Here is a 24,759-nt window from a genome sequence, read left to right as displayed (position 1 = left end):
CTCCCCCTCCGTCAGCGCTGTAGAGCCGGCTCGAAGTCTTCGAGCGTCGCCTCAAGGCTCTTCACCAAGCTGCCCAACTGGGTGGCCGCCTTGGCGAGGTTCTGGTCCGTCTGGTTGACGAAGGCGGTGATGTCGCGCGTGAAGGTCTGGAGGCCGCCTTGAAGCGCCTTCAGAGTGTTGGCCAGCTCGCGGTCGACCCCCTCGAAGCGGGCGACGGCTCCGTTCAGGCTGTCGGTCAGCCGGGACGCCGAGGCTGCCGCCGCGTCGAATCGGGCGACGGTGCCCGTGACCTGCTCGATCGCCCGCCCGACGTCTCGGGCCACCGCCTGCATCGGCTCCACCGCGGACCGGACCGATTGACTCGCCGCGTTCAGGTTGGCCGAGGTCTGGACCAGCGGGCCGGCGGCCGCGGCCGCGGCGCGCTCGAACTCCGCGCTGCGTGCCGCCACCGTGCCCGCGGCTTCGGTCAGCATCGCAATCTGCCGGGCTAGGCCAGCGGCCCGTTCGCCGACGGTGCCGCCCGCCTCGCGGAGCGATCCGCCCGCCGCCTCGCCGCCGCGGCTGATCGCGTCCCCCGCCTCCAACCCCGCGCGGCTCAGATGGTCGGCGGCGCCGGTGAGCGCCGTTGCCACGGTGCCGCCGGCCTCGCCCAGGGCGGTACGCAGGGTTGCGGCCCCCGCGCTCCCGCTCTCCCGCAGCTCTTCGCCCGCCTTGCCCAGCGAAGTGCGCAACTCCGCCATCATGGCCTGCAACTCGGTGCGCATGCCCTCGGTCGCGTCCGCGATGCGCGTCACGGCCTGTTCGGCCCCACGGCCCAGTGCGCTACCGCCCTCGGTGGCCGACCGCTCCAGCAGGGCGGAGATCCGCTCGACCGTCCGCTCGAGTCCGGCGGTCGTCTCCGCCACCCGTTCGGCGAGCTGATCGAACGCGTTTGCCCCCGCGGTCCGGCTGTTCTCGGCCAGCGCGGCGAGGTGCGCCGCCATCGTCTCCACGCTCTCTGCCAGCTTGGCGCCGCTAGCCTCCGCCTGACGCCCCATGGTGCTTTCCATGTTCTCGGCCGCGCGAGCGAGTGTGGCGGCGACGCCGCGGGCCGACTCCTCGAATCCCGCGGCGGCGGTCTCAATGCGCGAAGCCATCTGCTCGCCCGCCTCGGCGCCCGCCGCCCGGCTCTGCTCGGCCACCTGCCTAAGTGTCTCTGTCAACCCGCCCATCTGGTCGGTGATCCGCGACAGCGCCGCTTCCGCGCCCTCGCCCATGCGGGTCGCCATGGCGTCCGCGGATTGCGACATCCGGACGGCGGCCTCGCCCAGACCCTGCTGCAAGCCCTCCAGCTTCGCTCCTAGCCCCCCAAGGCTCTCAGCAACCTCGTGCATGCGGTCGCCGGTGCCGCCCTGAAGGCGCTGGAGGAAGGCGTCGAGCATGGACCCCATTGCCTGCTCGTTGCGCGAGGCCATGCCGTCGGCGAGGGTCCGCATGGCCTCGGTGAGCGGACCGATGTGCTCGCCGAGCCGCTCGTCGAAGGCTCGGTCGAAGGCCGCGCCGAGATTGAGGGCGAGGTCGGTCGAGAACGTCTCGAGCTGGCTCGCCTGCCGCTCCAGCAGCCCATTGGCCTCCTGCTGCAAGGCGGCTGGGGTCAGCAAGGGGATGCGGGCCCCCAGGGCAGACTGGAAACCGTCGAGGGCCAGTTCCACGACCTTCAGACGTGCTTTGCGATGCAGGGCATAGGCAATGGACAGCAGCATGCCGCACAGCGACGTAACGAACTTGAACGACGCCGTCTCCAGCAGCAGCCGGAGAGAGTCGTTGCGCACCGCGGCGGTCCCCGTCACCACCCCGCCTGCGGTACCGAGCGCCACGGACAGTCCTAGGAACGTGAATAGAAGCCCCGCGCCGACCAGCAGGTTGGGCATGGCGGCGTGGTAGCGCGGATCGATGCCGACGCCCGGCGCCCGCAAGAGGCCGAGATCGAACCACGCCTCGGGCCGGGTGGTGGCGCGCACCGGCCGCCCGGCGGCGCGGGGAAGCACGAGCGAGTCCCGGAACTCGCGCCAGCGTCCGCCGAGTATGGGGTCGCGGGCGAGGACTGCATTGGTTTCCTCGTACCGTTCGGCGAAGGCCAGTTCGTCCGGAGCCTTGTCGAGTTCGTCCCTGGCCCTGCGGAGCGCCTTCACCAGACGCCCGGCGCGCATGTGAAGTTGCAGGCCTGACCACGCCGCCCAGATGAAGAGCAGGCCGACGACCGTACCGATGGTGGCAGGATGGGAGATGACCGGCGCGAAAGACTGCAGTATGTTCATGGGTTGTATGAGACCATCAAGACGTACCGTGGAATGTTCCACCGGGTGGATGAGCCTGCGTCATGCGATCCAATTCGATCACTCCAACCATTAGTATAGATGTTTACGAAAATGAGCAACTTCTGGAGACGCGGACGTGCCGCACCACCCGATTATCGGGTGAGACACTTGGCGTGCTCTGGCGTGGTTTGGCTTATCCCGTGTTCAAGGGCAACCGCATCGACATCGCCGGGTCCGCGTTCGTACCGGGCACCACGCCGGCGGACCAATCCCCGCGACAGCTTCCCGGCCGGTTCGCCATCATTGAAGGTGCAGACGACGCCTACCTTCTCATCGAGGGATCAGTCCTCGACTGCGAGCAGGCCGCCGCGCGGCTCGCAGCAGCGGGCGTACGCGTCATCAGGACCGGCCGCTATCTTGGCGATCCCGTCGACGATCTCCTTGCCGACTGGTTCGTCCGTCTAGAGATCGGCCCGGCGGGATCAGGCTCTCTGACACAGCGGGTCGGAACGATTCTGGACGAGGTCCTCTCGCCCGCCGGTACTGGCGGTTCCGCTGCCGAACTGCGCCTCCGCCTCGTAGAGTCGGAGCTGGCTTCGGCGAAGGCCAGAGAGGCGGCTCTCCGATCGGAAGTTGCACGTCTCACGTGGAATCTGGCGGAACGCCACGCGTCGGACGTGGCGCAGGAAGGCCGAGCCCGGGCTGAATTCGACGTGCTTCAGCAGGCGCTAATCGAGGAGGCCCGCAGCCGCGCGACGGCGGAGGCCATGGTCCTGGAGGCCGCCCAGCAGCCGCGGGCCGCGCCGTCGGCCCGCCTCAAGGACGAGATAACGGGTGTATTCGAGAGCCTGCTTCCCCGTATCCGCTTGCTCCGCAGCAGTTTGGACGTCGTCGCCGCCGAGTATTCGGACAGACGCTTCCTGTACGTTGCCTTGGCCGAGCTTACCGGCAAGGTCGACGGCATGCCGGCCAACTGGAAAAAGCTCAAGGGACCCGGCGATTGGCTGGAACGGCACATATCGAACGGCTTGGACGATGCCGGACGTATCTACGCGCGGCTGAACCGAGAGGACCGCGTCTGGGATGTTCTCGTGTCCCACAAGAGCGAGCAGTCCCGCGACATCGCTTGGCTGCGGACCCGAACCTGACTCGCGCGACACCCGATTAGCGGACGGTTCGCGGACGGACCCTGATGAAAGATCCTCCGCCCGACTGACGGAGAACTTCCCAGATCCCGACGACTTGCGGCGCCGCAAGTGACACACCGGTGGGTCCGCCATCAGCGCGGCGCCACCGGCGAGCGTTTGCCATGTCCGCCGAACCGACCACGAATAGGACGAGGCTTGGCCTGGGCGTCAGTCGCGCTGCTGGGCGATGACGGTCAGCGCCGCGCGCTCGTGCGCGCTCAGGTCGCTGTCGGCCGCCCGCGCGAGGACCGCCGCGGCTGCGGCCGCGCGCGCCGCGTCCCGGGTGCCCTCGACCCCGTCGATAAAGCGGTGACCGGCGGCGGCGGCGGACCAGCCGCACCCGCGCCACGACCGCCAGAGCGTGAGCGTCCAACGGCCGACGCGGGCGGTCTCGCCGGGAAACAACCCGCTGCTGGTCTCGGTCCAGATCACCCCCCCTCCCTCCCGCGCACAGCCACGGACCGCGATCTACGGAAGGATATGGTCCAACGGTGAGGAGGACGAAGGCTTCGGCGCGGAGGACCATTGAGGCTGAGATCCAGGCGCTGCGAAGTGAAACCACCCCGGTGGCGAGGCAGTAACCGCCTTCCCATGCAGGGCCGCGCGGCCGCTTCCTGTAGTCGGACGCGGCGTCGGCACGCGAGCGGACGCCAGCGGTTTGACCTTGTCCGCCGCCCCCGCCGCGCCACCATCCGCCACGTCCGACTGCCTTGTTGGTAAGCGCGGGCCAACGCATTCAGGGACAGCGCGACGAGCACCAGGGCGGCGCTCACGGCGGCCATGATGCCGAGGCTGGGGGCCATTGGAGCGAAGTGCTCCTTCTCGGCTTTGTTCCAGCTTGGCGCTGCCGCGAGAGCCCCGAAGACCGTCCGTCGTGCAGAATGCGATGTCGGCCGGTCACGTCAGTCTGAGGTGCAGGTTGTCTGCGACGAGCGCGGCGGCTTGGCCGAGGGACACTCTTTCCAGCGTCGTGAAGGGCAACTCCATGGGCGTGATGACATCCTTCCAAGGCGCAGCGAAGCAGCCGGCATCCTTCCGGCTGAGCGTGTTGTCGGGCATCCGTCCCGCACCGCCGCCCAGGGCCAATCGCATCATGACCACCGCCGAATACAACGCTCGCCCGGGTTGCAGGCGCCCCCTTTCGAATGACCGAGACTGCCAACAGACTGTGATACCGTGTTTGAAAGCAGCAGCTCAGCGTCGGAGCGATACTGTGGCTCGAATTATGGGGGGAAGTGTGAATAACAGAATTGAGCCCTTATCCGCATCCGGCCAGAATCACGACGACGTATCCCTCGACGCCGAAATTGGCGATGCTGGTGTGCAAAGCGGAGCGACCCTGTCGTCTCCTGGTGAAGCGAATCCAACACCCACGGTGACGATACCCCGCCTGAATCGTCACCCTTCATGGGTCCACTTTCTCGCCTCAGTGACCCGCCTTGTGGACGCGCACGACTGCGCGCGGCAGATCGGCGCCCCGCAGGTAATCGCGCCGTCCGAGCAGCGCCCCGGCCTGGACAGCGGCGTGTTCCCGACGGTGGCGTGGCGGCTTCTGGAGTGGCTGCGCGACCGCGAAACGGAAGGGGCGCTCGATTACACGGACATTACGCCATTTATCGACGACATCGCCCCGCTGTTCGGTCTCGCGGCGACAGACGTGCAGTACATCGCCACCCTGCTCGCCACGCCGACACTGCTGCGCTACGCCGACCGGCCGGACGCCGAGGCGAGCGTCTTCCACGTCAAATCGACCAGCGATACCGCACTCCTCGACAAGCAGCGCCGCGGCCACGCTTACCGGCTGACGCGGGTCGGGCGCGAGGCGATCGGCTTCGCCGGCGGCTACTTCAAGTGGATCCACGCCAGTGCCGAAGCCCAGAAACTGCTGATCGACCTGCGCAACGGCGAGTACCTGTCGTTCCGCTCGATGGCCCAGCGTCTGATCACGCGCATCCGCTCGGAAAGCCTGGAGGTGCTGCGCGCCATCGAGCGCCCCGAGGTCGATGAGATGCGCACCATCTACCTGCGCGACGCCAAGAAGTTCACCGCCACCATCACCGAGGTCCGCAAGGTCTTGGACGATGTGCAGAACGAACTGCTGCGCCCCGAGGTGCGCGAGGACATCGACTCCTGGAGCGCCGGCCAGCGGGCCGAGGACGCGGTCACGGTGTCGGACATGAACGAGCTGATCCGCATCGCCTTCTCGGCCCTGCGCACGCTGCAGATGCGCCTGTCCACCTTCACCGTCGACGTGCAGAAGCGCGACCGCGCGCTGGTCGGCCTGATCCGTTTCGACAGCATCGCCAAGGGCCTGCTCATGCTGCCCGACACCGACGTGCGCAGCGCCGCGGATTACCTGGAGGGCGTCCTGGCGGGCGCCGGCCCGCTGCTGCCGGATCTGGTGGCCTTCGCGCCGGCGCAGTTGGAGCGCACCATCAAGATCCAGCGCCGGCACGAGAAGAATCCCCCCGGCTTCCGGCGGATCGGCGTGCCCGTGGTCGTGAAGGACCGCCTCGACACCTTCGTGGAGCGCAACCGCGCGCTGCTGCTCGACATGCTGGGCGAGGGACCGGTGTCGCTGACGAGGCTGATGGAGGATGACCGCATCGACTTTCAGGACCTCCAGTACATGGCCGAGGCGGCATCGCTGCTGGTCAGCCCACTCATCATGTTCCACGACGACCCGAAGATGCGCATCCGCATAGGGCTTGGCGACTGGACGACTTGGACGTTGCCGGACGGGTGGGAGATGAGCGGCCGCGAACTGATCATGCGCTATGAGCCGCCCGGCTCGAAGGACGGTGTAAAGAGTAAGGGGAGAGCAGCATGAGCGGGCTGATCGACTACGAGCGCCTCGGGCGCGTCAGCGACTTGCTGAAGCGGCAGCGGATCATCCGCTCTGCGGCGCAGGAAGGCCGCGTCCGGGACATCGAGATCGAAGCCTCCGAGATCCTGCGGAGCCTGCGCGACGACGAGCGCGAAGCGCTGGATGCCCTGCTGCGCGGCAGCGGCTGGGAGCTGCAGGAGTATGACGACGCGATGCCGGGCGTCGCCCCCCGCGCCCGCGTCTGGGTTCTGATCCGCGACGCCGAAGCCCGCGAGGGATCGCCGCTCAGCCTGGAGCCCGCTTGGCTCCGACTGGCGCTGCGGTCCAACGAGACCCGCGCCACGACGATCTACTGGTTCATGTTCATCTGGCTCCAGACGCTCTCCTTCCTCTACGAGCGGATCAACCGGCCGGTCTCTGCGGTGTCTGAGTACGTCTCCGCGATTATCGACCGCGACGAATTGGAGGAGCGCATCCAAGAGCGTCTCGACGAGATCCGCGCGCTCGGCGACCGGGTGATGGTCGCCGGCCCCCAGGAGGGCGACGCCACTGAACGGCAGCGTCTGCCCATCGCCCAGACGCTGCTCGCCGGCGAGGACGGGCACACCCGCGCCTCCGACATCCGCCGCCGCGTCGGCGCCTTCCTCAAGGTGATGGAGGACGGCTTCATGATCGAGCGCATCGCCTCCGACGCGGGCTCGGAACGCTACCGGCAGACGCTGCTCGGCGCCGTGCAGATCAACCAGAGTTACAGCAGCGGTCTAATCCATCTGGTCCCGGTCGAGCAGACCCTGGCGGAGATGGACCGCCGTCTCGCTGCTGAGACTGCACCCGGCGACACCGCCGACGCCGCCTAGCTGCCCGATCCGACGCCCGGCATCCCCACCGAAAGATCCTCCCATGGCCCTGATTTCCCGCTGGCAGGTCTCGAACTTCCTCGACAGCGCCAAGCGCCCGTCCTGGACCCCCGACTTCATCGGGGAGACCTTCGACTTCGGCGGCCAGCCGTCGGCCGTGGTCATGGACAACGGCACCGGCAAGACCTCGGTGGCTGACGCCATGCTGTGGGTGCTGTCGCTGGACCAGATGCTCCAGGCCAACACCGCCGGGCGCTTGGCTCCGACGTCATCCGGCGCCTTCAGCCACATCCGCGTCGAGTTCGTGATTCCGTCAAGCGCGGACAGCGACCTGTTCGCGACCATGGGAGAGCGCGTCGCCGGAGAGCACCACGTGTTCGGCATCTACGCCAACCGTGAGGCGGCGAGCAACGACCCGACCAAGTTCAGCGTCGAGCGCAAGTTCTACACCTACAAGGGGGTCCTGGAGGATGTTCCGGTCCACCGCGAGATGATCGACGACGACGGCTCGGTGATGAAGTCCATCCTGCCGGACGACGAGTTCCTCGACATCCTGCCGCCGGGCAGCCTCGTCCACAAGGTGAGCGACTGGCGCGTGCGCGTGGATGAGTTCATCCCGTGGCAACAGGTCAAGCAGATGGTCGAGTACCAGAAGCGCGGCGGCGGCGACAAGGCGGCCAGTTTCTACAACGTCGAGCCGCGGCCGAAGGAGTCCTTCGACCAAGCGTTCTTCCGCCTACACGTGGCTCCCGAGATCCTGAGCGGCGTCATCGAGGAGAGCGACGGCGACAAGGGAGCGCAGGACGTGACCTTCGAGAGCGGTCTGGTGGACCAGGCCAACGAGGTGGTACGCGCCAAACTGGCGACCGAGGATAAGAAGCGCCGGCTCGATCGCCTGACGGCGGGCCGCCTGGAGTTGGACGGCATCGCCCGCGCCGCCCAGGATCTGCTGAAGGCCCGCAAGGACCAGATCGACGTCATCGGCCGTCACAGCACCAACCTCAACCTCGCCCGGCTGATCCTGGAGAGCGGCAAGATTCCGGGCATGCCGCTAGCGGCCAGCCAATTGAGGAAGATCGCCGACGACGCGGTGCCCGGCACGCGGGTCCCTGTGCCGGAGATCCTGCGGCACATCTGCTTTGACGGCACTGTCCGCGTTCACGCCGGCCTCTTCGAGGCGTACAGCATCCCGACTCGTAAGGACATGGAAAGCGACCGCGCCTTGCGGAATGCGTTGTTTACGTCCTGGCCGGCGCCGTTCCGAAGCGACAACCGCGCGGCGGACCTCGCGTTTTTCATGCGTCCGTCGCACGATGAGGTGATCAGAAGCCGCAACGCGGCGTTCGTGGAGGACGTTCAGCGGGTTCTATTCGCCCAGTGCCCTTTCCCGGTGCGCCGCCGTTTCGAGATCCTGCTGCACGACCTGCGCCGTGCCGAGCGGGAATGGAGCGACCTTCAGGACTCGCTGAATAGCAAACTCCGTCTCATCAACACCATCGCGGAACGTCTCAACAACTTCGAGGCGCTGGAGAACGCCTTCATCGCCATGAAGGCCAGCGACCTCTTCGAGGACGCAGACCTCAATGCGCCGCGCGCCCTGAAGGCCAGGCTTGAACGGGATAAGGCTGAGGCCGAGCGCGCACGCGACGATCACACCACGAAAATCGCCGATTTCCGGGCCAAGAAGCGGACTTACGACGCCGTTGTCGCTGAGTTCGGGAATGAAGACTTCGACCTGCGTGTGGAAATGCTGACGCAGGCTGCCGACGATGCCGAGCAGAAGGCCGGAGAAGCCAGCGAGGCACTCACGCGGTCGACGGCCGCCCTCAAGGACGGGGAAGCACGGCTGGACACCGCGAAAACGGTATGCGACGCCGCGAGAACCGCTTACGAGACCTTCGCCAAGCAAGCAAGCCACCTCGACCAGATCGAAGACGCGTTCGGAGTGGAGCGCCCGCCCGGCGCCATCGCGCAGGGCATTGCCGATGATCTTGCCACCGCCAAGGCGGACCGGACGCACGCCGGCGCCATGCTGGTGAAGGCGCGCGACGAGCACAGGGTGGCCGAAGCGGCGATCGCCAAGGAGCAGCGGGACCTCGACACGGCGCTGGCCGGCTTGGCGGAGATGGCCGAACTGGCGGAGGCCGAACTGGCGTTCCGGGAGCGCCAGCCCAACCACGACCCGCTCACGTTTGAGGAGGATGTGGCAAAAACGATCGGCGACCTGCAAGGGCGCCGGTCCTTGGCCGAAGCGGAACGTGGCCGGCTGCAAACGCTTGCGGAAGCGTTGGCAGCCTTTACGGAGCGCGCCGGATCGACCGATCCCACCGGCTGGCTTCTGGAGAAGGGACCGGAGCGCGAGCGCCTGCTCGCGACGGAGCGCGAGACGCGCGCGGCTCTGGAGGGCGCGCAGGAGAAACTGACCGCCCTGGAATCGAGCCCGACGGCACCGAGCGCCACCGACGCTGCGGTACGCAAAGCCATGGTTGCGGCTGGCCTCCAAGACGGCGCCACGCCTTTGCACCAGGCCATCACGGACCGCGAGCCGGACGCGAATCGGCGCCGGGCCTTCCTGTCGCAGTTCTCGGCGCTGCTGTTCGCGCCCGTCTTCGCCAATCCGGAGCACGCCGTCGGGGCGGCGACGGCCCTGGCCGCGCGCGACATTCCGATGCCGGTTTTCCTGACGGACGACGTCGACCGGCTGGTGACGGGCGGCACTCTGCGCACCACGGTATCCGGCGCTCTGTACCACGGCGTGGTGGCGGGCATAACCTCCCGCAAGGTCGAGGCCGTCCTCGATCCGGCTCGCCTTGAGCAGGAGAAGGCCGACCTGCGCGCCGAGATCGCATCCCTGGCGCAGACGTGCGAGCGGCTCCTGGGAGAGATCGAGATCCTGTCCCCCGAAGGGCCGCTGCTCACCCTCGCGCGCGCCGCCCAGACCGCCGTCGCCGAACGTGCGGTTGACCGCGTGCGCGCGCTGGATGAAGCCATTGCCGCGCTGCGCGAAGAGGAGAGCAAGGCCGAGGCGCTGAGGACGCAGGACAACCGTCGCCTGGCGCGCGACGCCGCCGCCTACCGGCGGCGCGGCGGCGATGCGGCGGTCGCGAGCCTCAAGGCCGCCGCGGAAGCCGCCAGCGCGGCTCTGCGCTCCGCCAGGACCGCCATGGATACCGCGGCGGCCGCCATCAATTCCTGGACCAACCGGCATCAGGACGCGCAGACGCGCGTCGAGCGCGGGATGGAGTTGAAGCACTGGCTCCCCACCGCGGAGAGGGCGCAGGCGTTCCTTGACGCCGGCGGCCGCCAGCGGGTGCGCGCGCTGCACGATGCGCTGACGGACGCCGAGGGGACGGTGGCGGCGAACGATCGCGACCTTCGCGCCCTCGTTCTGGCCGAGCAGCAGCATCGCCATGCCGCCGCGACCGCCGCGGCGGAGCGATCCGCAGCGCAGTCCCGCAGCGACGCCTGGGTCAGCCGGCTCAAAGAAGCATCCTCCTTCCTAAAGGACGGCGGCATCGACTTTCTCGATCACGAGGCCGCTACCGCCGCCAGCCTGCGGCAGACCGTTGCCTCCTTTGATGCTCGCCTGCGCTTCGACTTCGAGAGCGCCGCGAAGTTCAAGGAAACCACGGACGGCGCCGTCAACCAGGACCGCGTTGAGCACGCGCGCCTCAAGTCCGAGGTTGCCGTTCTGGAGCGGTCCATCGGCGAGAAGAGCGCCTTCATCGAAGCCCACAAGGAACGCAAGGAGGTCCTCCAGGACTATTGCCGCGACATCGAACGGACGGTGCACGCCATCACCAGGGAGATCGAGAACAACACCCTGATTATCCAGGAGATCAGGATGGAGACGAGCATCGACCTGGCCTCCCTGGCTGGCTCGTCGCCCAGCGGGACGGTTCCAGCGGAGATCCAGGAGGCCATCGACCTGCTGGAAAACCGGTTGGAGGCCGATGGCGCTCCGGAAGATCGGGACGCCGTGGTCAACGCCTATGACAGGATCATCGAGATCGTGCGCGGCTTCGGCTTGAAGAACGCAAACGCCGACATCCGGCGGGTGCGTGATGCCCTGGCGGCGACCGAGAGGGCGTATGCCGAGACCGTCGATCGCCATACCAAGGCCAGCCACCTCGATCAGCCGACGCTCGTCCGCCTGCGCGCCGCCAAGCCGGAAGAGGTTCAAGGAATCCTCGACACCATCGACGCCGGCATCGAGCGCGAGAAGCAGACCTGGCAGGAGGCCGTCATCAACGAGGAGAAGAGCCGCAACGAACTCGTCGGCATTCTCAAGGGGCTGGCGATCTCCTCGGCGGACAACCTCGCCATCATGCAGCGCGTCATGGCGCCGACGAAGGACAACGCCGGCTTCCTGATCGAGGCGAAGATCGCCGAAAACGAGCATATCGAAAAACTGCTGACCGACCTCGTCGAGCAGGTCGAGGTGCAGCGCAAGCGCTTCGACGAGGACACCAGCGCCGGCCGCGACCACCGCCGCGAGGAGGAGTTCCGGCAGAGCCTGTCGCGCTCCGTGCGCAACCGCATCCACGAGAGCATGTTCCCCGGCGCGCGGGTCAAGGTCGTCCACCCGCTGATGCGCGAGGGCCGGCCGTTCCACTTCGTCAAGCAGGGCATCAGCGGCGGGCAGGCCACGGCCTTGATGCTGCTGTGGACCATCAAGGCGGCGACCTACTCCGTCGAGCGCTCCGCCGTGAAGCGCCAGGGCGAGGCGCGCCGACGCCTGCGCCGCGCGTCGCACAGCATCATCGTCGTGGACGGCTTGTTCTCGGATCTCTCCGATCCGCCGCTGATCCGCGAATCGATGGAGGCGATGAAGCGGGTGCGCGGGAACTACCAGTTGATTGGCCTGATCCATTCGCCGTTCTACCGCAACGACTTCGACCTCTTCCCGACCTGCCTGTTCGGCCGCAAGGTGTCAACGGTCGGCGAGGACGGGGTCGAAGGCAAGATGGTGACGATCCAGTCGCACACCCGCGACCGCGCCGGCCGGGTCGGTATCGCCGGCCTGCGGGCGCGCAACACCCTGGCCGAGGCCGCGTCCAGGGGCCGCTCGTCGGCGGCGAAGGGCGGGGCCGATGGCGAAAGTCTCGACATCTTCGACAGCGTTATCGCCAGTACGCCACTGGGCGAGGATGAGGCGGCAACCGAGGGCGCGCGGTGAACGCACGACCCCAGGACATCGAGGCGGTCCGCTCCTGGCTGCGGCGCAGCGGGGCGAGCTTCCTCAACCCCCACGGCCTGCTGGAGCGCATCCGCGCCGCCACCGGGCTGCCCTCGGTCCTCACCGTCAGCAAGTGCTTGCAGGAGATGCAGCGCCTCGGCGAGGTGTCGTGCGACAACTGGGCGCGGCACGAGCCTCTGGCGCGGCTGCACATTCACCTCGCCGAGGCGCCGCTAGCGCCGGCGGAGGCGGCGTGGCGGGCCAGCGTGGACGCCAAGCCGGAGCTGGGCGACGAAGAGCGGGTGGCCTACCACGCGCTGTGGTCGGCCATCGAGGACTGGCCGGTGGAGACGCACGCCGCCCTCATCGCCGAGATCGAGGCGCTGCGCCGCGCCGATCACAGCCGTCCCTCTTACCTGCTGAGCGCGTCGGGGCGGCTGGCCTCGTCCAAACTGCTGTCGGCGCTGCCGAAGGCGGCGCTGAAGAAACTCGGCATCGATATGGACGCCATCGATCCGGGGCCGCTGTGCTTCCTGATCGCTGGGGCCGCGGCGCCGGACGCCGTCGTTCTGGTCGAGAACCCGAACGCCTTCGAGCGCGCGCTCACCGCCACCGCCGATCTGCCGCTGTGCTGGGTGTCGGCCTACGGCTTCGGCGCCTCGGTCCTTGAGGCGGGGCAGCGCCTCGCGGACGGCATTGAGCGTCCGGCCCGCGTGGTCACTGCTGTGCGCAGCGGAGCCCCGCCGGCGCTGGTGGACCTCCTGACGCATCCGAACCTGTTCTATTGGGGCGATCTAGACACCAGCGGGTTGCACATCTTCCATCGAGTGAGGACGCGCCTGCCGGCCATCCGCCTGAGCGCGCTCATGGGGCCGATGATTGACCTGCTCCGCTCGGGCGGCGGCCATCCGTACACATGGGCCGTCGGCAAGACCGGGCAGAGGACCTGGACCAGCGGCAACGAGGATCTCAATGCGCTGCTCACGCTTTGCGCGAGCCGCGCGGCCGACCAGGAGCACGTCGCCGAAGCAGACATCCGACAGCTTGGGGGCCTGCCTCTGGAAACATCCGCGACGGACGGTAAGGGGTGCGACGTCACACCCCTCGTGCCTTGAGCCCCCCTTTCCGCACCGCGGCCTGAACCATGCGGTCGAAGTCCGTCAACAGCGGCTTGGGGGAGATCTGGAATTCCAACGGCGCGGCATCATGCGCCTCGCGAAACATCCTCGCCACGACCCATTCCAAGTGCTTGCGCGAGGCTTCTGGCAACCCGAACCAGTATCCGAGCGCGGCTTCTCCCACAGCCCTGGCCAACTCGTCCCGATATTCCCACGGGCGCGCTTGGCGTCGTCGCCGCTCCCGCTTCTTGCGCTCTGCAACCGTTGTCGACGCCACGTTGCCTCCATGCTTTCCGTCGGAAGGGAGCATTGTGAGGTTTCGGGCTTCCCGCAACCGTGACAGTCACAGTTTTACCATCCGTGACAGTCACGTTTTGCGTTTCTTTGCCATGTTGTGACCGTCACAGCTTGTAAGTGTGACCGTCACGATATGGTGCCTTCCTTGTAATCCGCCATTCTTGCGCCCCCGACTGATAAAATGATGGCCGATAGCTGAAATTATCGACCATTATTTTATCAGTTGGGGGCTTCACCCACCCACCCCACCTGCCAAAACAGCCCCGATCCTACTCGATCCCGCCTGGGCGACTAAACCTGCAACGGAACTGTCGCCCGCGAGGTGGGTCGCCGCGCACTCAGGGGTGGGCGCCCGCCGACCCGGACTAAGCCGCGGGACGGCGGAGGCGGTGGGTCCTTGATGACCCGGCAAACATCTTTCGCCCGACGGCAAGTCCTTGATTCCATGACATAGCGCCGCTTGGCACGGCGGTTGCGAATGCCCAGGAGCAATCCCGAGGGTGTGATGAATGATGAGGATGCCTGGGTTGACGAAATCGAGACCGAAATCCTCGACTACATCCGCGCCAACCCTTCGGCGGCGGAGTCGCGGGACGGCATATTCCAGTTCTGGATCCTCCAGAGCCGCTTCCTGCGCGGCCTCAGGGCCCTGGACCAAGCCCTCGCGCGGCTGGTCGCGCAGGGGAAGCTGGAGGTCGTCCGCAAGTCCGATGGAGGTGCGCTCTACCGCGCCCCGGTCCACACGCCGGGAACACCAACCGCACCGCACCGCCGCAAGCCGTGAAGGGGCGCCCCGTGTCGACAGCCATCCGTGACGCCAGCGTCAGCCTCAAGACGGTCCTGGAGACCCGGCTCAACGCCGACGCCGACGTGCAGGCCATGTTGCCGCCAGGCGGGTCGCTCGACGTGTCGCTCAACACGCCGGAGGAGATGGGCGACGCAAGCGAGCGCGGTCTCTCGGTCTGGCTCTACCGGATCGTACGGGACGATTCCACGCTGAACGCCCCGCCTCGCCGCGTGGCGCCGGACCGCGTGCGCCTGACGCCGCTGCCGTTGCGGTTGCACTACCTCGTCACGCCTGTCTTTCCCGGCCCGCAGGGAGTGTCCGCCCCGGAGTTCGAACAGACGCTGCTGGGCAAGGTGCTCCAGCACTTCCATGAGGAGCCGTTCGTCGGCGGAGGCGCCCTCGTCGGCGGGCTTGCCGGGCGCGACCTGGAATTGGCGGTGCGGCTGGAGACGCTGGACCTTGACGAGGTGACCCGGGTCTGGGACGCGCTCGACCGCGCCTACCAGCTCTGCCTGTCCTACGAGGTCAGCGTTCTGCCGATCGAGGCGCGCCGCGACATCCCCACCGGCCCGCCGGTCGGCGTGCTGGTTGCCAACGTCGGCGTCGGTGCGGAGGCCATCCCATGAGCGCGGTGATCCTGACGGCCAACGGCCGGCGCTGGCGCTTCAGCCCGGTGGCCTCGCCGCCGGACGCCGGACGACTGCGCACCGTGGCCTTCGCCCGCATCCTCGATGACCTGACGCTGGCTCCGCCGCGCGGGCCGCTGACGGCGCGCAGCGACACCCCGCCGTTGGCTGGACGGGTCGGTCCGGACGGGCTCGTTGGGCTAATCGGAACGCCAGCCCGCCACCTGCCGTCGGCCCAGGTGGCCGGGACGCCGGTCGCCGTCACAGTCACGGCGCTTGGCTACGATGACCTGCCGCTCGCCGGGACGCTAGGTCCTCAGCCAAGCTACCCGGCCGCGTTCCAGCCGCTCGATCTCGGTGTCCGGCGCCTCCGGCGCCGGGCCGTGACGATCCGCGGCCGCGTCCTGCGCCTCGTCGGTACGGCCCTCCAGCCCGTCTCCGGAGCCACCGTCAAGGTCACCGCCGCCGTGCCGGTGCGCGCGCTGGCGGGCGCCACGCCGGCACCGCCAGCCGTTGCGGTCTTCACCGCCCTGTCCGTGACAACGGACGCGCAAGGGGACTACCGGCTCCCGGCTTTTGCCCGCGCCCTGTCGGTCACCATCACCACCACCTCCGGCGCGGCCAGCACCGCGCGCACCGTCTCGCCGGACTACGCCGACCCGGACATGATCGTCGATTTCCGCCTGCCCTGACCCCCGCCCGCACGGCGCCACCCACCTTTGGAGGCATGCTGATGCCCGAGTACCTGTCGCCGGCCGTCTATGTCGAAGAGGTGAGCACGGGCTCCAAGCCGATCGAGGGCGTCGGCACCAGCACTGCGGCCATGGTCGGCGTCGCCGAGCGCGGGCCGGTCGGCCTGCCGATCCTGGTGACCGGAACCGGCGACTATGGGCGCCTGTTCGGCGGGCTGCTCGACCTCCGGGAGTTCGGCGCACACGCCTTCCTGCCGCTGGCCGCCGACGGGTTCTTTCGCAACGGCGGGCGGCGGCTGTTCGTCTGCCGCGTCGCCTCCCCGACCGCCGGAGCGGCAACCCTGACCCTGTTCGACCGCGGCACCGACCCGGCGGCGCCGGAAAGCGTCCTCGTCCGCACGGCCACGCTCGGCCAGGGAACGGGAGGAAACCCATTGCTGGTCCTCCACGCGGGCGGCCTCGCCGCCGGAGACCGCATCCGTCTCGGCGACGGCAGTGATGCCGAATGGCCGACGGCCGTCGGCCTCGCCGCGCCGGCGGCGCACATCGCGCTGGGCCTGCCGCTGTCCGATCCCTACCCGACCGCCGGCACTGTCGTCCGCGGTTATCCCGTCAGCTTGGCCGGCGGGGCCGACCTGTCGGGCACGCACAGCCTGGAAACGGCCGCCGCCGTGGGCGCCACCACGCTGTTCGTGCAGGCCGCCGCCGCCGCCAACCGGCTGGACCGGATCGATCCGGCCAAGCACGCCGTCCGGCTGATGACCGCCGGGGCACCGCGCGAAGTCGTCCGCGTGCTCACCGCCGCCCGCATCGGAGAGGAGCGGTTGTTCCGGCTTACCCTGGCGCGTCCGCTGGGACTGCCCCACGCCGCGGACGCCGAGGTGCAGATTCTTACCGCCGATCCGGCGGCGGTCGCCGGCAAAGCCATCACCGCCGCGGTCGCGGCGGGCGACGAGGTCGTTTTCACCGCGCTCGCTGCCGCTCCCGGAGGCATCGTGGAGATCGCCAACGGCACACGCGTGGAGATGCGGCTCGCCGGTCAGCCTGGACGCATCCCGCTGCTCGCCCCGGCAGGCCGGGTCCTGCCCCGCGGCAGCATGGTGGAGCATTTGGCCCCGGCCGACGCCGCCGGAACTCCGCCCACCCTGACCATGGACGCAGAGACCGGGGCGCGCCTTATCCAGGTCGGCGACCGGTCGGGAATACAGGCCGGCACCATCGTCCGGCTCGGCCCGGCGGCCGACCCAGAGTACGCGACAGTCCTTGCCCTGCCGGGCGTCGAAACCGGCACCACTGTGGCCGGACCGGGGCCCTTGGCGCTCGCGCACGGCCTCGCCCGGGCGTACGCCGCCGGCAGCATGGTCGTGCTGCAGACCGTCGCCGTCACGGCGACGGCCGCCGGCCTCCTTCTCCTGCCTGCGGGACCGGACGCCCCGGGTCTGCTCGTCAGCCACGTCACCGCCTTCAACGTCGCCGGCACAGTCATCCGCGTCACCGCGCCGGACGGCGGCGCCTACCTGTACCGAATCGACGGCGCGGCGGTCGCCCCTGTAACGGTCCGGGCGCTGACGCTGGCTGCCCCAACCGTCGGCAACCACCCGGTCGGCGCCACTGTGGTAGAGCGCGGCCCCCTGATCGACGTGGAGGCACTGGATGTCGGCGGCTGGGGCGACCGGCTGCGGATCACGGTCGAGGAGGAGGCGAATGGGCTGGTGGCTCGCGGCAGCGCCATCGGTGCCATTGGCACCGACCGGCTGCGGCTGTCCAGCCTCGCCGGGGTGGAGCCGGGCACGGTGCTGGAGATGCGGACGCCGGAGGGCGCGCGGATCGGCGGCCTCCTGAAGGTCGATGCGGTGGACCGCGCCGCCGGCACGGCCAACCTGGCGGGGCCGATGGATGCCGCCCAGCTCGCCGCGGTCGGCGCGCCGGGCGCGCGCGTGGCCGTGCGGTCGCTGGAGTTCCGCCTGGGGGTCCTGCTGATGCGGCGGCCCGACCCGGCGGTGCCGGTGCGCGAGGAGACCGTCGAGGCCGGCGAGAGCTTCCGCCATCTGTCGATGGACCCGCGCCACAGCCGCTATGTCGAAACCGTGATCGGCCGGATCGGGGGCCCACCGCGCCTGTGGGACCGCCGTCCGGAGGGGGAATCCCTCCTCATCCGGGTCAGCGACCGGGACACTCCGGTGGTCCCCGGCCCGGCGGATCCGCGCCACGCGACCCGCCCGGGGCCGGAGCCTCTGGTCGACCGCCTGCCCAGCGGCACGCTCCGCGCCGCGCGGCACCCACTGTCGGGCGGCGACGACGGGCTGGCCGCGCTGGGCAGCGCTGCGATCATCGGCGTCGACGACCGCGAGCCGGTCAACCGCCGGGGCATCTTCAGCCTGAAGAATGAGGACGACATCGCCATCGTCGCCGCCCCCGGACTGGTGGCGGTGGACATCCAGCAGGCGCTGATCAACCACTGCGAGGAGATGCGCTACCGCTTCGCCGTGCTCGACGGGCCGCCGCCGCGCAACGACTCCATCGCCGACGTCCAGGCACTGCGCCAGAACTACGACACCCGGCACGCCGCTCTCTACCATCCCTGGCTGACGATCCCCGACCCACAGCCGGCCAACCCGGCCGCCGTGGTCCAGGTGGCGATCCCGCCCTCCGGGCACGTCATGGGGATCTACGCCCGCACGGACATCGAGCGCGGCGTCCACAAGGCCCCCGCCAACGAGGTGGTGCGCGGCGGTGTCGCGGGGCTGCGCCGCGCGCTGAACAAGGCCGAGCACGACCTGCTGAACCCGTTCCCGACCAACATCAACGTCATACGCGACTTCCGGCCGGAAAACCGGGCGATCCGGGTATGGGGCGCGCGGGTGCTGACCAGCGACCCTGACTTCAAGTACGTGCCGGTGCGGCGGCTCCTCCTCTTCATCGAGAAGTCGATCGAGCGCGGTTTGAACTGGGTCGTCTTCGAACCCAACGCCGAACCGCTGTGGGCGCGCGTGCGCTTCGCCATCGAAGCCTTCCTGGAGACGGTCTGGCGCAACGGCGCGCTGGAGGGGACGACGACCGGGGAAGCGTTCTTCGTCGCCTGCGACCGCTCGACCATGACCCAGGCCGACATCGACAACGGCCGGCTGATCTGCGCGGTCGCCGTCGCCCCGGTGAAGCCGGCCGAGTTCGTGATCATCCGCATCGGCCTGAAGACGGCCGGAGGCGAGGAGTAGGGAGTTAGGCTCCTCTCCCCCTGGGGAGAGGGTTTTGAAGCGCCTGTTCCGACAACGGAGACCCGCCATGGCCGCCACCGACGACCGCAACGATCCCTACCGGAGCTTCAACTTCGAGGTCGATTTCGGCGACCAGACCATTGCCGGCTTCACCGAGGTCACGGGCCTCAACGCCGACGGCGACGCCGCCGACTACCGCGAGGGGACGGACAAGGTGAACAGCGTCCGCAAGCTTCTGGGGCTGCGCAAATACACCAACATCCAGCTCAAGCGCGGATTCACGAAGAACGACCGGCTGTGGCAGTGGTACGCCAGCGCGGCCAACGGCCGGAACGACCGCCGCGACGGCACCATCACGCTCCTCGACGAGCAGCGCCGCCCCGTTCTGCGCTGGCGGGTGCGGGCGGCTTGGGTCAACAAGATAGAGACCGGCGGCTTCAAGGCGAACGCCAGCGAGGTGCTGATCGAGACCGTCGAGCTCGTCCATGAAGGCGTCACCCTGGAATCGGTGCGCTGACCATGCCGACCTACGAGACGCCGGGACTTTCTTGGGAACATCTGGACACGGCTGGACCGGCCGTCGCGGCGGCGCGCATGGACGTACCGGCGCTGGTCGGGATCGCGCGCCGCGGCCCCCTGGGGCGGGCGGTGCCGGTCGAGAGCCTCGCCCAATTCCAGGCCCAGTTCGGTGGCTTCACCGGGGCCGGCTACTTGGCCTATGCGGTCAAGGGATTCTTCGACAACGGCGGCCGGCGGGCCTGGATCGTCCGCGTGGCGGCCTGGGAGACCGCGAACCCCGCCGCCGCCGCCGCCATCCACGTGAGCCTGCCGGCCATCCCCGGTCTGGACGCGGTGGGCACGTGCTGGCGCGTTGCCGCGTCCAGCCCCGGCGCCTGGGGCAACGGGCTGGCCGTCACGCTGGCGCCCAGCCGCCGGGTCGCGATCGTCGGCCACCCGACCGGCAGTTCCGCCCGGAGCCTGAAGGTCCCCTCGGTCGCCGGCTTTGCGCGCGACACGCTCGTGCGCGTGACGCAAGGGGCGGCGGGCGTGTTGCGCGTGCTGGCCGGGGTGGACGCGGCAGAAGGGCTGCTGCACCTCGTCCACCCCGACGCGCGGCTCTGGCGCGCAACGGACCTCCCGCTGGCGCCGCCCGACCCGTCCTCACCCGTGCGCGTGGAGGCCCTGCGCTGGACATTAACGGTGCGCGAAGGCGGGCGGCTTGTCGGCCTCGCGGAGGATCTGGCGCCGGTGCCGAACGACCCACGCTACGGCCCCACCGTGCTCGCGCCCTTCGCCGAAGGACCCGGCGCGCGCAGCGAAGCCGATCCGCCGCCCGCCGCCCCCTTTCCGGTCACGCTGGAAGCGCTGTCGGGGCCGGCGCCCGCGGACGCTGCGCTCGACGGCGCCGGCGTGCTGGTCCTGCCGCTCGCCGGCGGGCGAGACGGGCTGGCAGATCTCGCCGCCGACGACTTCATCAACGGGCTGCGGGTGCTCGACGACCTTTTCGAGCCGGCCATCGTCGCGATCCCCGACATCTGCATCCGCCCCCTGCCCCCGCCCGAAATCGAGGCGCTTCCCGTCGAACCACCCGACCCATGCAACCCCTGCGGCCCGCCGGAACACCCCGCCCCCCTCGCCCCGCGTCCTGCCGGCGACCTGCCGCCGGTCTTCTCCGACGCCGACATCGCCCGCGTGCAGCAGGCGATGGTGGAGCATTGCGAGGCGCACCGCGACCGCTTCGCGCTGATCGACCCGCCCTTCCCGCGCGTGTCGTCGCCCGTCGCCGGGACCACCGGCCTGGAGGACTGGCGCCGCCTGTTCGACACCCGCCACGCCGCGCTCTACGCCCCGTGGATCGCCGTCGTCGACCCGGAACGGCCGTCGGAGACCCGCTTCGTCCCGCCATCCGGCCACGTCGCCGGGCAGTACGCGCTGGCCGAGGCGCTGGAGGGCGTGCACCGCGCCCCGGCCAACCGCGATCTCGCCTGGGCGGAGGCCGCCAGCCTCGCCATCGACCCGGCCCGCCACGGGCTTCTGAACGGCAAAGGGATCAACGTGATCAAGCCCAGACTGGGACGGCCGCTGCGCATCCTGGGCGCCCGCACCCTGTCGAGCGACCCGGACGCCCGCTACGTGCCCGTGCGGCGGCTCGTGATGTTCCTGCTGCGCTCCTTCGACCGCTCGACCCGCTGGATGGTGTTCGAGACGAACAGCCACGAGACGCGCTCGGCGCTCGCCCACGCCATCGACGGGTTCCTGAACGCCCTGTGGCGGGAAGGAGCGCTTGCCGGCGACACGCCGGATGCCGCGTACGCCGTGCGCTGCGACGAGGGCAACAACCCGCCGGCCGAGCGCGCCGATGGGCGCCTGCGCTGCGACGTCGCTGTTGCGCCGGTCGTCCCGTACGAGTTCGTGGTCCTGCGCATCGGCCGCGTCAGCAACGCGATTGAGATCGACGAGCGGGTGGTCAGACCCGCCGCAACCGGAGGCCTCGCCCCATGACAGTCGCCGACCGCAAGGATCCCCTGCTCGCCTTCAACTTCCAGGTCAGCCTGATGGAGTCGGGGCGCGGCCGTGGCGGGGCGCCGACCACCGTGGCCCTGTCCGGCGTGGGCCTGACGCGCGTCGCCGGCTTCTCCGAGTGCACGGGGCTGGAAGGCACGCTGGAGACGCACGAGTACCAAGCGGGCGGCGTCAACGGCGGCTCGCTGCGGTTCCCGACGCGGATCAAATGGTCGAACGTCACACTGAAGCGCGGCCTCGGCCAGGGGACGCTGCTGTGGGACTGGTTCCACGGCTTCGTCGTCGGGACGGGTACGCGGCGCGACGGCATCATCGTGCTCCAGAACGAGCAACACGAACCGCACACCGTCTGGGGTTTCCGCGCCGGACTACCGGTGAAGTACTCCGGCCCGCCGATGAACGCCATGCAGTCCAACGTCGCCATAGAGACCATCGAGATCACCCACCAGGGCCTCTACCGGATCCCCGGGCCCGACCCACTCGCCTCGGCCGCCCAGGCCGTCTTCGACCTTCTGACCTGAGAGGTTGACCATGGACGTCGTCATTCAGGAAGTGGTCAGCACTGTACGCGCCGTCTCCGGCGACAGCCTGCTCGACGAGCGCACCCTGGCCCGCATCGTCCGTGCCGTGCTGGTGGCCGTCGAGGAGGAACGGCGCCTGGAGCGCGACCGCGCGGCCGACACCGGCACCCGCACTCCGTCGCCCGGACGGAGCCCTTGACCATGGCGGATTCCATGAAGGCCACGCTGATCGTCCACTGGACCGCCCGCGCCGAGGAGGCGGTCGCGCTCGCATACAACCCCGGCGAACTGACCTTCGACAAGGGGGTGCAACTCGCCGAGATCGCCATCCCCGGGTTGAACGCGCCGCTCCAGCAGTTCGTACGCGGGCAGGCCGAGAAGCTGTCGGTGGAGCTGTTCTTCGACACCACCGACCAGGGCATGGGGGCGGGGGCGCGCAGCGTCACCGAGGAGACCGACCGCGTCTACGCGCTCACGCGCATCGAGCCGGCCGGCCACGCCCCGCCGCTCGTCAGCTTCGTCTGGGGCGAGGCGGTGCCCGGACGACACCTGCCGGCCGGTTCCGGCAACCAACGCCGCGAGAGCTTCAAGGGGGTGGTGGAGAGCGTCAAGCAGCGCTTTACGCTGTTCAGCCCGGAAGGCGTGCCGCTGCGCGCCCTGGTCACGCTGAGCATCCGGGAGTTCGTACCGCTGCACGAACAGCTCCCGCGCGCCAACAAGTCCTCCCCCGACAAGACCCACGCCCATGTGCTGCGCGAAGGGGAAACGCTGAGCCACGTCGCCGGCGCCTACTACCTGCGTCCGCAGGTGTGGCGTCCTATTGCCGAGGAGAACGCCATCGACGACCCGCGCCGGCTGCCCCCCGGCCGGCTGCTGCGCGTGCCGGCGCTGGTCGCCGACCGGAGGGTGCCATGAGCTTCGAGACCCTCGACGCCCTGTCGCGCAACCCGGCCTACCGCGGGTTCTACGTCCCCCATTTCGAGATCCGGATCGCCGGTCGCGCCCTGCCCGAGGCGGCCGTCGACGATGTCGTCCAGATCACCTACAAGGACAACATACGGGAGATCGACAGCGTTGACATCACCGTCGGCAACTGGGACGAGACGCGCCGCCGGTTCAAATACGTGGGATCCGAGACCGCCGACGACCTGCCGGGCGGCGGCCACCTCGATCCCATGGCGACCCTGTTCGAGCCGGGCACGGAGAAGGTGGAGGTCTGGCTCGGCTACCTGGGCGCCCTGCGCCTCGTCACCACGGTGACCCTCACCACGCTGGAGGTGGGTTTCACCTCGTCGGGCGCGCCGACCCTCCAGGTGCGCGGGCTCAACGTCCTGCATACGTTGCGTAAGAAGCAGCACAGCCACGCCTGGTACGGCGAGAAGCCGAGCACCGTCGCCGAGCAGCTCGGGCAGCTCACCGACGGCGGCGCGCGGCGCCTGCCCCTGAAGGTCCACATCGACGACGCGGTGCGGGCGCGCGAGGAGCCTATTCCCTTCATCGCGCAAGACAACGAGTACGACGTGGACTTCCTCCTGAACCTCGCGCGGCGCTTCGGCTACGAGGTTGTGGTGGTCGAACGCACGGCGCGGGAACCCGAGCATCTGCGCTTCGCCCCGTCCAAGAGCACGGCACGGCAGGCCGACTACCGTCTGGTCTGGGGCGAGACGCTGGTCGACTTCAAGCCGAAGCTGACCACCGCGCGGCAGGTCGCCAAGGTCACCGTGCGCGGCTGGGACCGCCGCCGCAAGGCGGCAGTGTCCGCCACGATTGATACCAAGGACCGCGAGGTCCAGCGCATCAACCCCGATCTCCACCGCCTCGTCGAGCAGGCCGGCGGGCGCGAGGAGATGGTGGTGGAGGAGCCGGTGTCGAGCGAGGCCGAGGCGCGCCAGCGGGCGCGCGCCATCATGCTCGACCAGATGAAGCAGATGGTGACCGCCGAGGGCGGCACGGTGGGCCTGCCCGACCTGCGCGCTGGCAGCCGGCTCGACATCGCCGGCGTCGGCGCCCGGATGAGCGGGCGGTACTTCGTCACCGAGACCACGCACGCCTTCTCCGATGCCGGCTACACGACCCGCTTCAAGGCGCGGCGCGAGGACGACCGGAGGCAGGCATGAGCAATGGCGCCGCGAACACGCGCATCGGCATGCCAGGGGTGGCCGTCGGGCTCGTCCGCGAACGCGACGGGCAAGGGCGCGTTCGGCTGGAATACCCGTGGCTCGACCGCGATCTGCGCAGCGACTGGATCCCCATCGCCTCGGCGATGGCGGGCGGAGGGCGCGGCCTGTTCATGATGCCGGAGATCGGGGACGAGGTGCTGGTGGCCTTCCAGCATGGCGACTTCGAACACCCGGTCGTCGTCGGCTTCCTGTGGAATGGCGTCGACAAGCCGCCGGCCGACGACCCGCGCGAGCGGGTGATCTGCTCCAAGAACGGCCATAGGATCCGCTTCATCGACAGCACGCCGTCCGCCGGCGACCTTGGCGCCCTGGTGATCGAGGACGCGCATGGCAACCGCATCACGCTGTCCAACGGCAAGGTCTCGCTGAGCGCCACCGCGGTGCTGGAGATTCGCGCCCCGGTCGTCACCATCAACGGCCGGGTCGTGCAGCCCAGCCCCAGCCCGATCTGAG

20 protein-coding genes are annotated in these 24,759 nt (G+C 69.3%); 16 read left to right on the top strand and 4 right to left on the bottom strand.

Annotation, left to right across the window (positions count from 1 at the left end):
* Positions 1 to 11: 11 nt before the first annotated feature.
* Positions 12 to 2,297: a hypothetical protein gene (locus ACWPKK_RS03960; RefSeq protein WP_452001193.1), complete on the bottom strand. Its 2,286-nt coding sequence runs from the start codon at positions 2,295 to 2,297 to the stop codon at positions 12 to 14.
* 62 nt (positions 2,298 to 2,359) lie between these two features.
* Here ACWPKK_RS03960 and ACWPKK_RS03955 point away from each other — a divergent pair, with 62 nt between their 5' ends.
* The gene (locus tag ACWPKK_RS03955; RefSeq protein WP_452001191.1) at positions 2,360 to 3,445 is read left to right on the top strand and encodes a hypothetical protein; all 1,086 of its coding nucleotides are present in this window, start codon (positions 2,360 to 2,362) and stop codon (positions 3,443 to 3,445) included.
* Between the two features lie 207 nt (positions 3,446 to 3,652).
* Here the strand turns inward: ACWPKK_RS03955 and ACWPKK_RS03950 are convergent, their stop codons facing one another.
* Positions 3,653 to 3,916: a hypothetical protein gene (locus ACWPKK_RS03950; protein ID WP_452001189.1), complete on the bottom strand. Its 264-nt coding sequence runs from the start codon at positions 3,914 to 3,916 to the stop codon at positions 3,653 to 3,655.
* A gap of 465 nt (positions 3,917 to 4,381) precedes the next feature.
* On the bottom strand, positions 4,382 to 4,543 hold the full coding sequence (locus ACWPKK_RS03945) for a hypothetical protein (RefSeq protein WP_452001187.1): 162 nt from the start codon (positions 4,541 to 4,543) through the stop codon (positions 4,382 to 4,384).
* A gap of 382 nt (positions 4,544 to 4,925) precedes the next feature.
* Between ACWPKK_RS03945 and ACWPKK_RS03940 the strand changes: the two genes are divergently transcribed.
* From ACWPKK_RS03940 to ACWPKK_RS03925, 4 genes are read left to right on the top strand one after another with little or no spacing between them, the layout of a single operon-like run.
* Complete coding sequence (locus ACWPKK_RS03940; RefSeq protein ID WP_452001185.1) at positions 4,926 to 6,314, top strand: hypothetical protein; 1,389 nt, start codon at positions 4,926 to 4,928, stop codon at positions 6,312 to 6,314.
* Positions 6,311 to 7,168 carry a hypothetical protein gene (locus tag ACWPKK_RS03935; protein WP_452001183.1) on the top strand — a complete coding sequence of 286 codons (858 nt, stop codon included), beginning with the start codon at positions 6,311 to 6,313 and terminating at the stop codon, positions 7,166 to 7,168. The genes ACWPKK_RS03940 and ACWPKK_RS03935 overlap by 4 nt, the downstream gene beginning before the upstream one ends.
* 43 nt (positions 7,169 to 7,211) lie before the next feature.
* Positions 7,212 to 12,347, top strand: coding sequence for a hypothetical protein (locus ACWPKK_RS03930; RefSeq protein ID WP_452001182.1), 5,136 nt, complete (start codon positions 7,212 to 7,214; stop codon positions 12,345 to 12,347).
* Positions 12,344 to 13,462 carry a Wadjet anti-phage system protein JetD domain-containing protein gene (locus ACWPKK_RS03925; protein WP_452001180.1) on the top strand — a complete coding sequence of 373 codons (1,119 nt, stop codon included), beginning with the start codon at positions 12,344 to 12,346 and terminating at the stop codon, positions 13,460 to 13,462. Before ACWPKK_RS03930 ends, ACWPKK_RS03925 begins: the two co-directional genes overlap by 4 nt.
* Here the strand turns inward: ACWPKK_RS03925 and ACWPKK_RS03920 are convergent.
* The gene (locus ACWPKK_RS03920; protein WP_452001178.1) at positions 13,443 to 13,742 is read right to left on the bottom strand and encodes a hypothetical protein; all 300 of its coding nucleotides are present in this window, start codon (positions 13,740 to 13,742) and stop codon (positions 13,443 to 13,445) included. The two genes, ACWPKK_RS03925 and ACWPKK_RS03920, sit on opposite strands and share 20 nt — an antisense overlap.
* 525 nt (positions 13,743 to 14,267) lie before the next feature.
* Between ACWPKK_RS03920 and ACWPKK_RS03915 the strand changes: the two genes are divergently transcribed.
* The 11 genes from ACWPKK_RS03915 (at position 14,268) to ACWPKK_RS03865 (ending at position 24,758) form a co-directional block, all read left to right on the top strand.
* Complete coding sequence (locus ACWPKK_RS03915) at positions 14,268 to 14,546, top strand: hypothetical protein (protein ID WP_452001176.1); 279 nt, start codon at positions 14,268 to 14,270, stop codon at positions 14,544 to 14,546.
* Between the two features lie 11 nt (positions 14,547 to 14,557).
* Positions 14,558 to 15,175: a DUF4255 domain-containing protein gene (locus ACWPKK_RS03910; RefSeq protein ID WP_452001175.1), complete on the top strand. Its 618-nt coding sequence runs from the start codon at positions 14,558 to 14,560 to the stop codon at positions 15,173 to 15,175.
* Complete coding sequence (locus ACWPKK_RS03905; RefSeq protein WP_452001173.1) at positions 15,172 to 15,867, top strand: hypothetical protein; 696 nt, start codon at positions 15,172 to 15,174, stop codon at positions 15,865 to 15,867. Before ACWPKK_RS03910 ends, ACWPKK_RS03905 begins: the two co-directional genes overlap by 4 nt.
* Positions 15,868 to 15,908: 41 nt before the next feature.
* Positions 15,909 to 19,082, top strand: a complete 3,174-nt coding sequence (locus ACWPKK_RS03900; RefSeq protein WP_452001172.1) for a phage tail sheath C-terminal domain-containing protein — start codon at positions 15,909 to 15,911, stop codon at positions 19,080 to 19,082.
* Between the two features lie 67 nt (positions 19,083 to 19,149).
* The gene (locus ACWPKK_RS03895; protein ID WP_452001170.1) at positions 19,150 to 19,599 is read left to right on the top strand and encodes a phage tail protein; all 450 of its coding nucleotides are present in this window, start codon (positions 19,150 to 19,152) and stop codon (positions 19,597 to 19,599) included.
* Positions 19,600 to 19,601: 2 nt separating this feature from the next.
* Positions 19,602 to 21,584 carry a phage tail sheath family protein gene (locus ACWPKK_RS03890; RefSeq protein ID WP_452001168.1) on the top strand — a complete coding sequence of 661 codons (1,983 nt, stop codon included), beginning with the start codon at positions 19,602 to 19,604 and terminating at the stop codon, positions 21,582 to 21,584.
* Positions 21,581 to 22,126 (top strand): phage tail protein, encoded by a 546-nt coding sequence (locus ACWPKK_RS03885; RefSeq protein WP_452001166.1) that lies wholly within the window; start codon positions 21,581 to 21,583, stop codon positions 22,124 to 22,126. The genes ACWPKK_RS03890 and ACWPKK_RS03885 overlap by 4 nt, the downstream gene beginning before the upstream one ends.
* Before the next feature lie 10 nt (positions 22,127 to 22,136).
* Complete coding sequence (locus ACWPKK_RS03880; protein WP_452001165.1) at positions 22,137 to 22,325, top strand: hypothetical protein; 189 nt, start codon at positions 22,137 to 22,139, stop codon at positions 22,323 to 22,325.
* A 2-nt stretch (positions 22,326 to 22,327) separates the two neighbouring features.
* A complete protein-coding gene (locus tag ACWPKK_RS03875) occupies positions 22,328 to 23,041 on the top strand; it encodes a CIS tube protein (protein WP_452001163.1) in 714 nt (237 codons plus the stop codon).
* Positions 23,038 to 24,243 (top strand): phage late control D family protein, encoded by a 1,206-nt coding sequence (locus ACWPKK_RS03870; RefSeq protein WP_452001161.1) that lies wholly within the window; start codon positions 23,038 to 23,040, stop codon positions 24,241 to 24,243. Before ACWPKK_RS03875 ends, ACWPKK_RS03870 begins: the two co-directional genes overlap by 4 nt.
* Positions 24,240 to 24,758 carry a phage baseplate assembly protein V gene (locus ACWPKK_RS03865; protein ID WP_452001160.1) on the top strand — a complete coding sequence of 173 codons (519 nt, stop codon included), beginning with the start codon at positions 24,240 to 24,242 and terminating at the stop codon, positions 24,756 to 24,758. Before ACWPKK_RS03870 ends, ACWPKK_RS03865 begins: the two co-directional genes overlap by 4 nt.
* The last annotated feature ends 1 nt before the right edge of the window (position 24,759 follow it).

Source organism: Azospirillum largimobile (genome assembly GCF_977007025.2).
This window is presented reverse-complemented; position numbering and strand designations above follow the sequence as displayed.

What these genes read in the sequence shown, in the direction of transcription:
- ACWPKK_RS03865 (WP_452001160.1), top strand. Translation starts at nt 24,240, where the DNA reads ATGAGCAATGGCGCCGCGAACACGCGCATCGGCATGCCAGGGGTGGCC.
- ACWPKK_RS03885 (WP_452001166.1), top strand. Translation starts at nt 21,581, where the DNA reads ATGACAGTCGCCGACCGCAAGGATCCCCTGCTCGCCTTCAACTTCCAG.
- ACWPKK_RS03945 (WP_452001187.1), bottom strand. Translation starts at nt 4,543, where the DNA reads ATGCCCGACAACACGCTCAGCCGGAAGGATGCCGGCTGCTTCGCTGCG.
- ACWPKK_RS03895 (WP_452001170.1), top strand. Translation starts at nt 19,150, where the DNA reads ATGGCCGCCACCGACGACCGCAACGATCCCTACCGGAGCTTCAACTTC.
- ACWPKK_RS03890 (WP_452001168.1), top strand. Translation starts at nt 19,602, where the DNA reads ATGCCGACCTACGAGACGCCGGGACTTTCTTGGGAACATCTGGACACG.
- ACWPKK_RS03870 (WP_452001161.1), top strand. Translation starts at nt 23,038, where the DNA reads ATGAGCTTCGAGACCCTCGACGCCCTGTCGCGCAACCCGGCCTACCGC.
- ACWPKK_RS03875 (WP_452001163.1), top strand. Translation starts at nt 22,328, where the DNA reads ATGGCGGATTCCATGAAGGCCACGCTGATCGTCCACTGGACCGCCCGC.
- ACWPKK_RS03935 (WP_452001183.1), top strand. Translation starts at nt 6,311, where the DNA reads ATGAGCGGGCTGATCGACTACGAGCGCCTCGGGCGCGTCAGCGACTTG.
- ACWPKK_RS03930 (WP_452001182.1), top strand. Translation starts at nt 7,212, where the DNA reads ATGGCCCTGATTTCCCGCTGGCAGGTCTCGAACTTCCTCGACAGCGCC.
- ACWPKK_RS03905 (WP_452001173.1), top strand. Translation starts at nt 15,172, where the DNA reads ATGAGCGCGGTGATCCTGACGGCCAACGGCCGGCGCTGGCGCTTCAGC.
- ACWPKK_RS03915 (WP_452001176.1), top strand. Translation starts at nt 14,268, where the DNA reads ATGAATGATGAGGATGCCTGGGTTGACGAAATCGAGACCGAAATCCTC.
- ACWPKK_RS03900 (WP_452001172.1), top strand. Translation starts at nt 15,909, where the DNA reads ATGCCCGAGTACCTGTCGCCGGCCGTCTATGTCGAAGAGGTGAGCACG.
- ACWPKK_RS03880 (WP_452001165.1), top strand. Translation starts at nt 22,137, where the DNA reads ATGGACGTCGTCATTCAGGAAGTGGTCAGCACTGTACGCGCCGTCTCC.
- ACWPKK_RS03955 (WP_452001191.1), top strand. Translation starts at nt 2,360, where the DNA reads ATGCGATCCAATTCGATCACTCCAACCATTAGTATAGATGTTTACGAA.
- ACWPKK_RS03960 (WP_452001193.1), bottom strand. Translation starts at nt 2,297, where the DNA reads ATGAACATACTGCAGTCTTTCGCGCCGGTCATCTCCCATCCTGCCACC.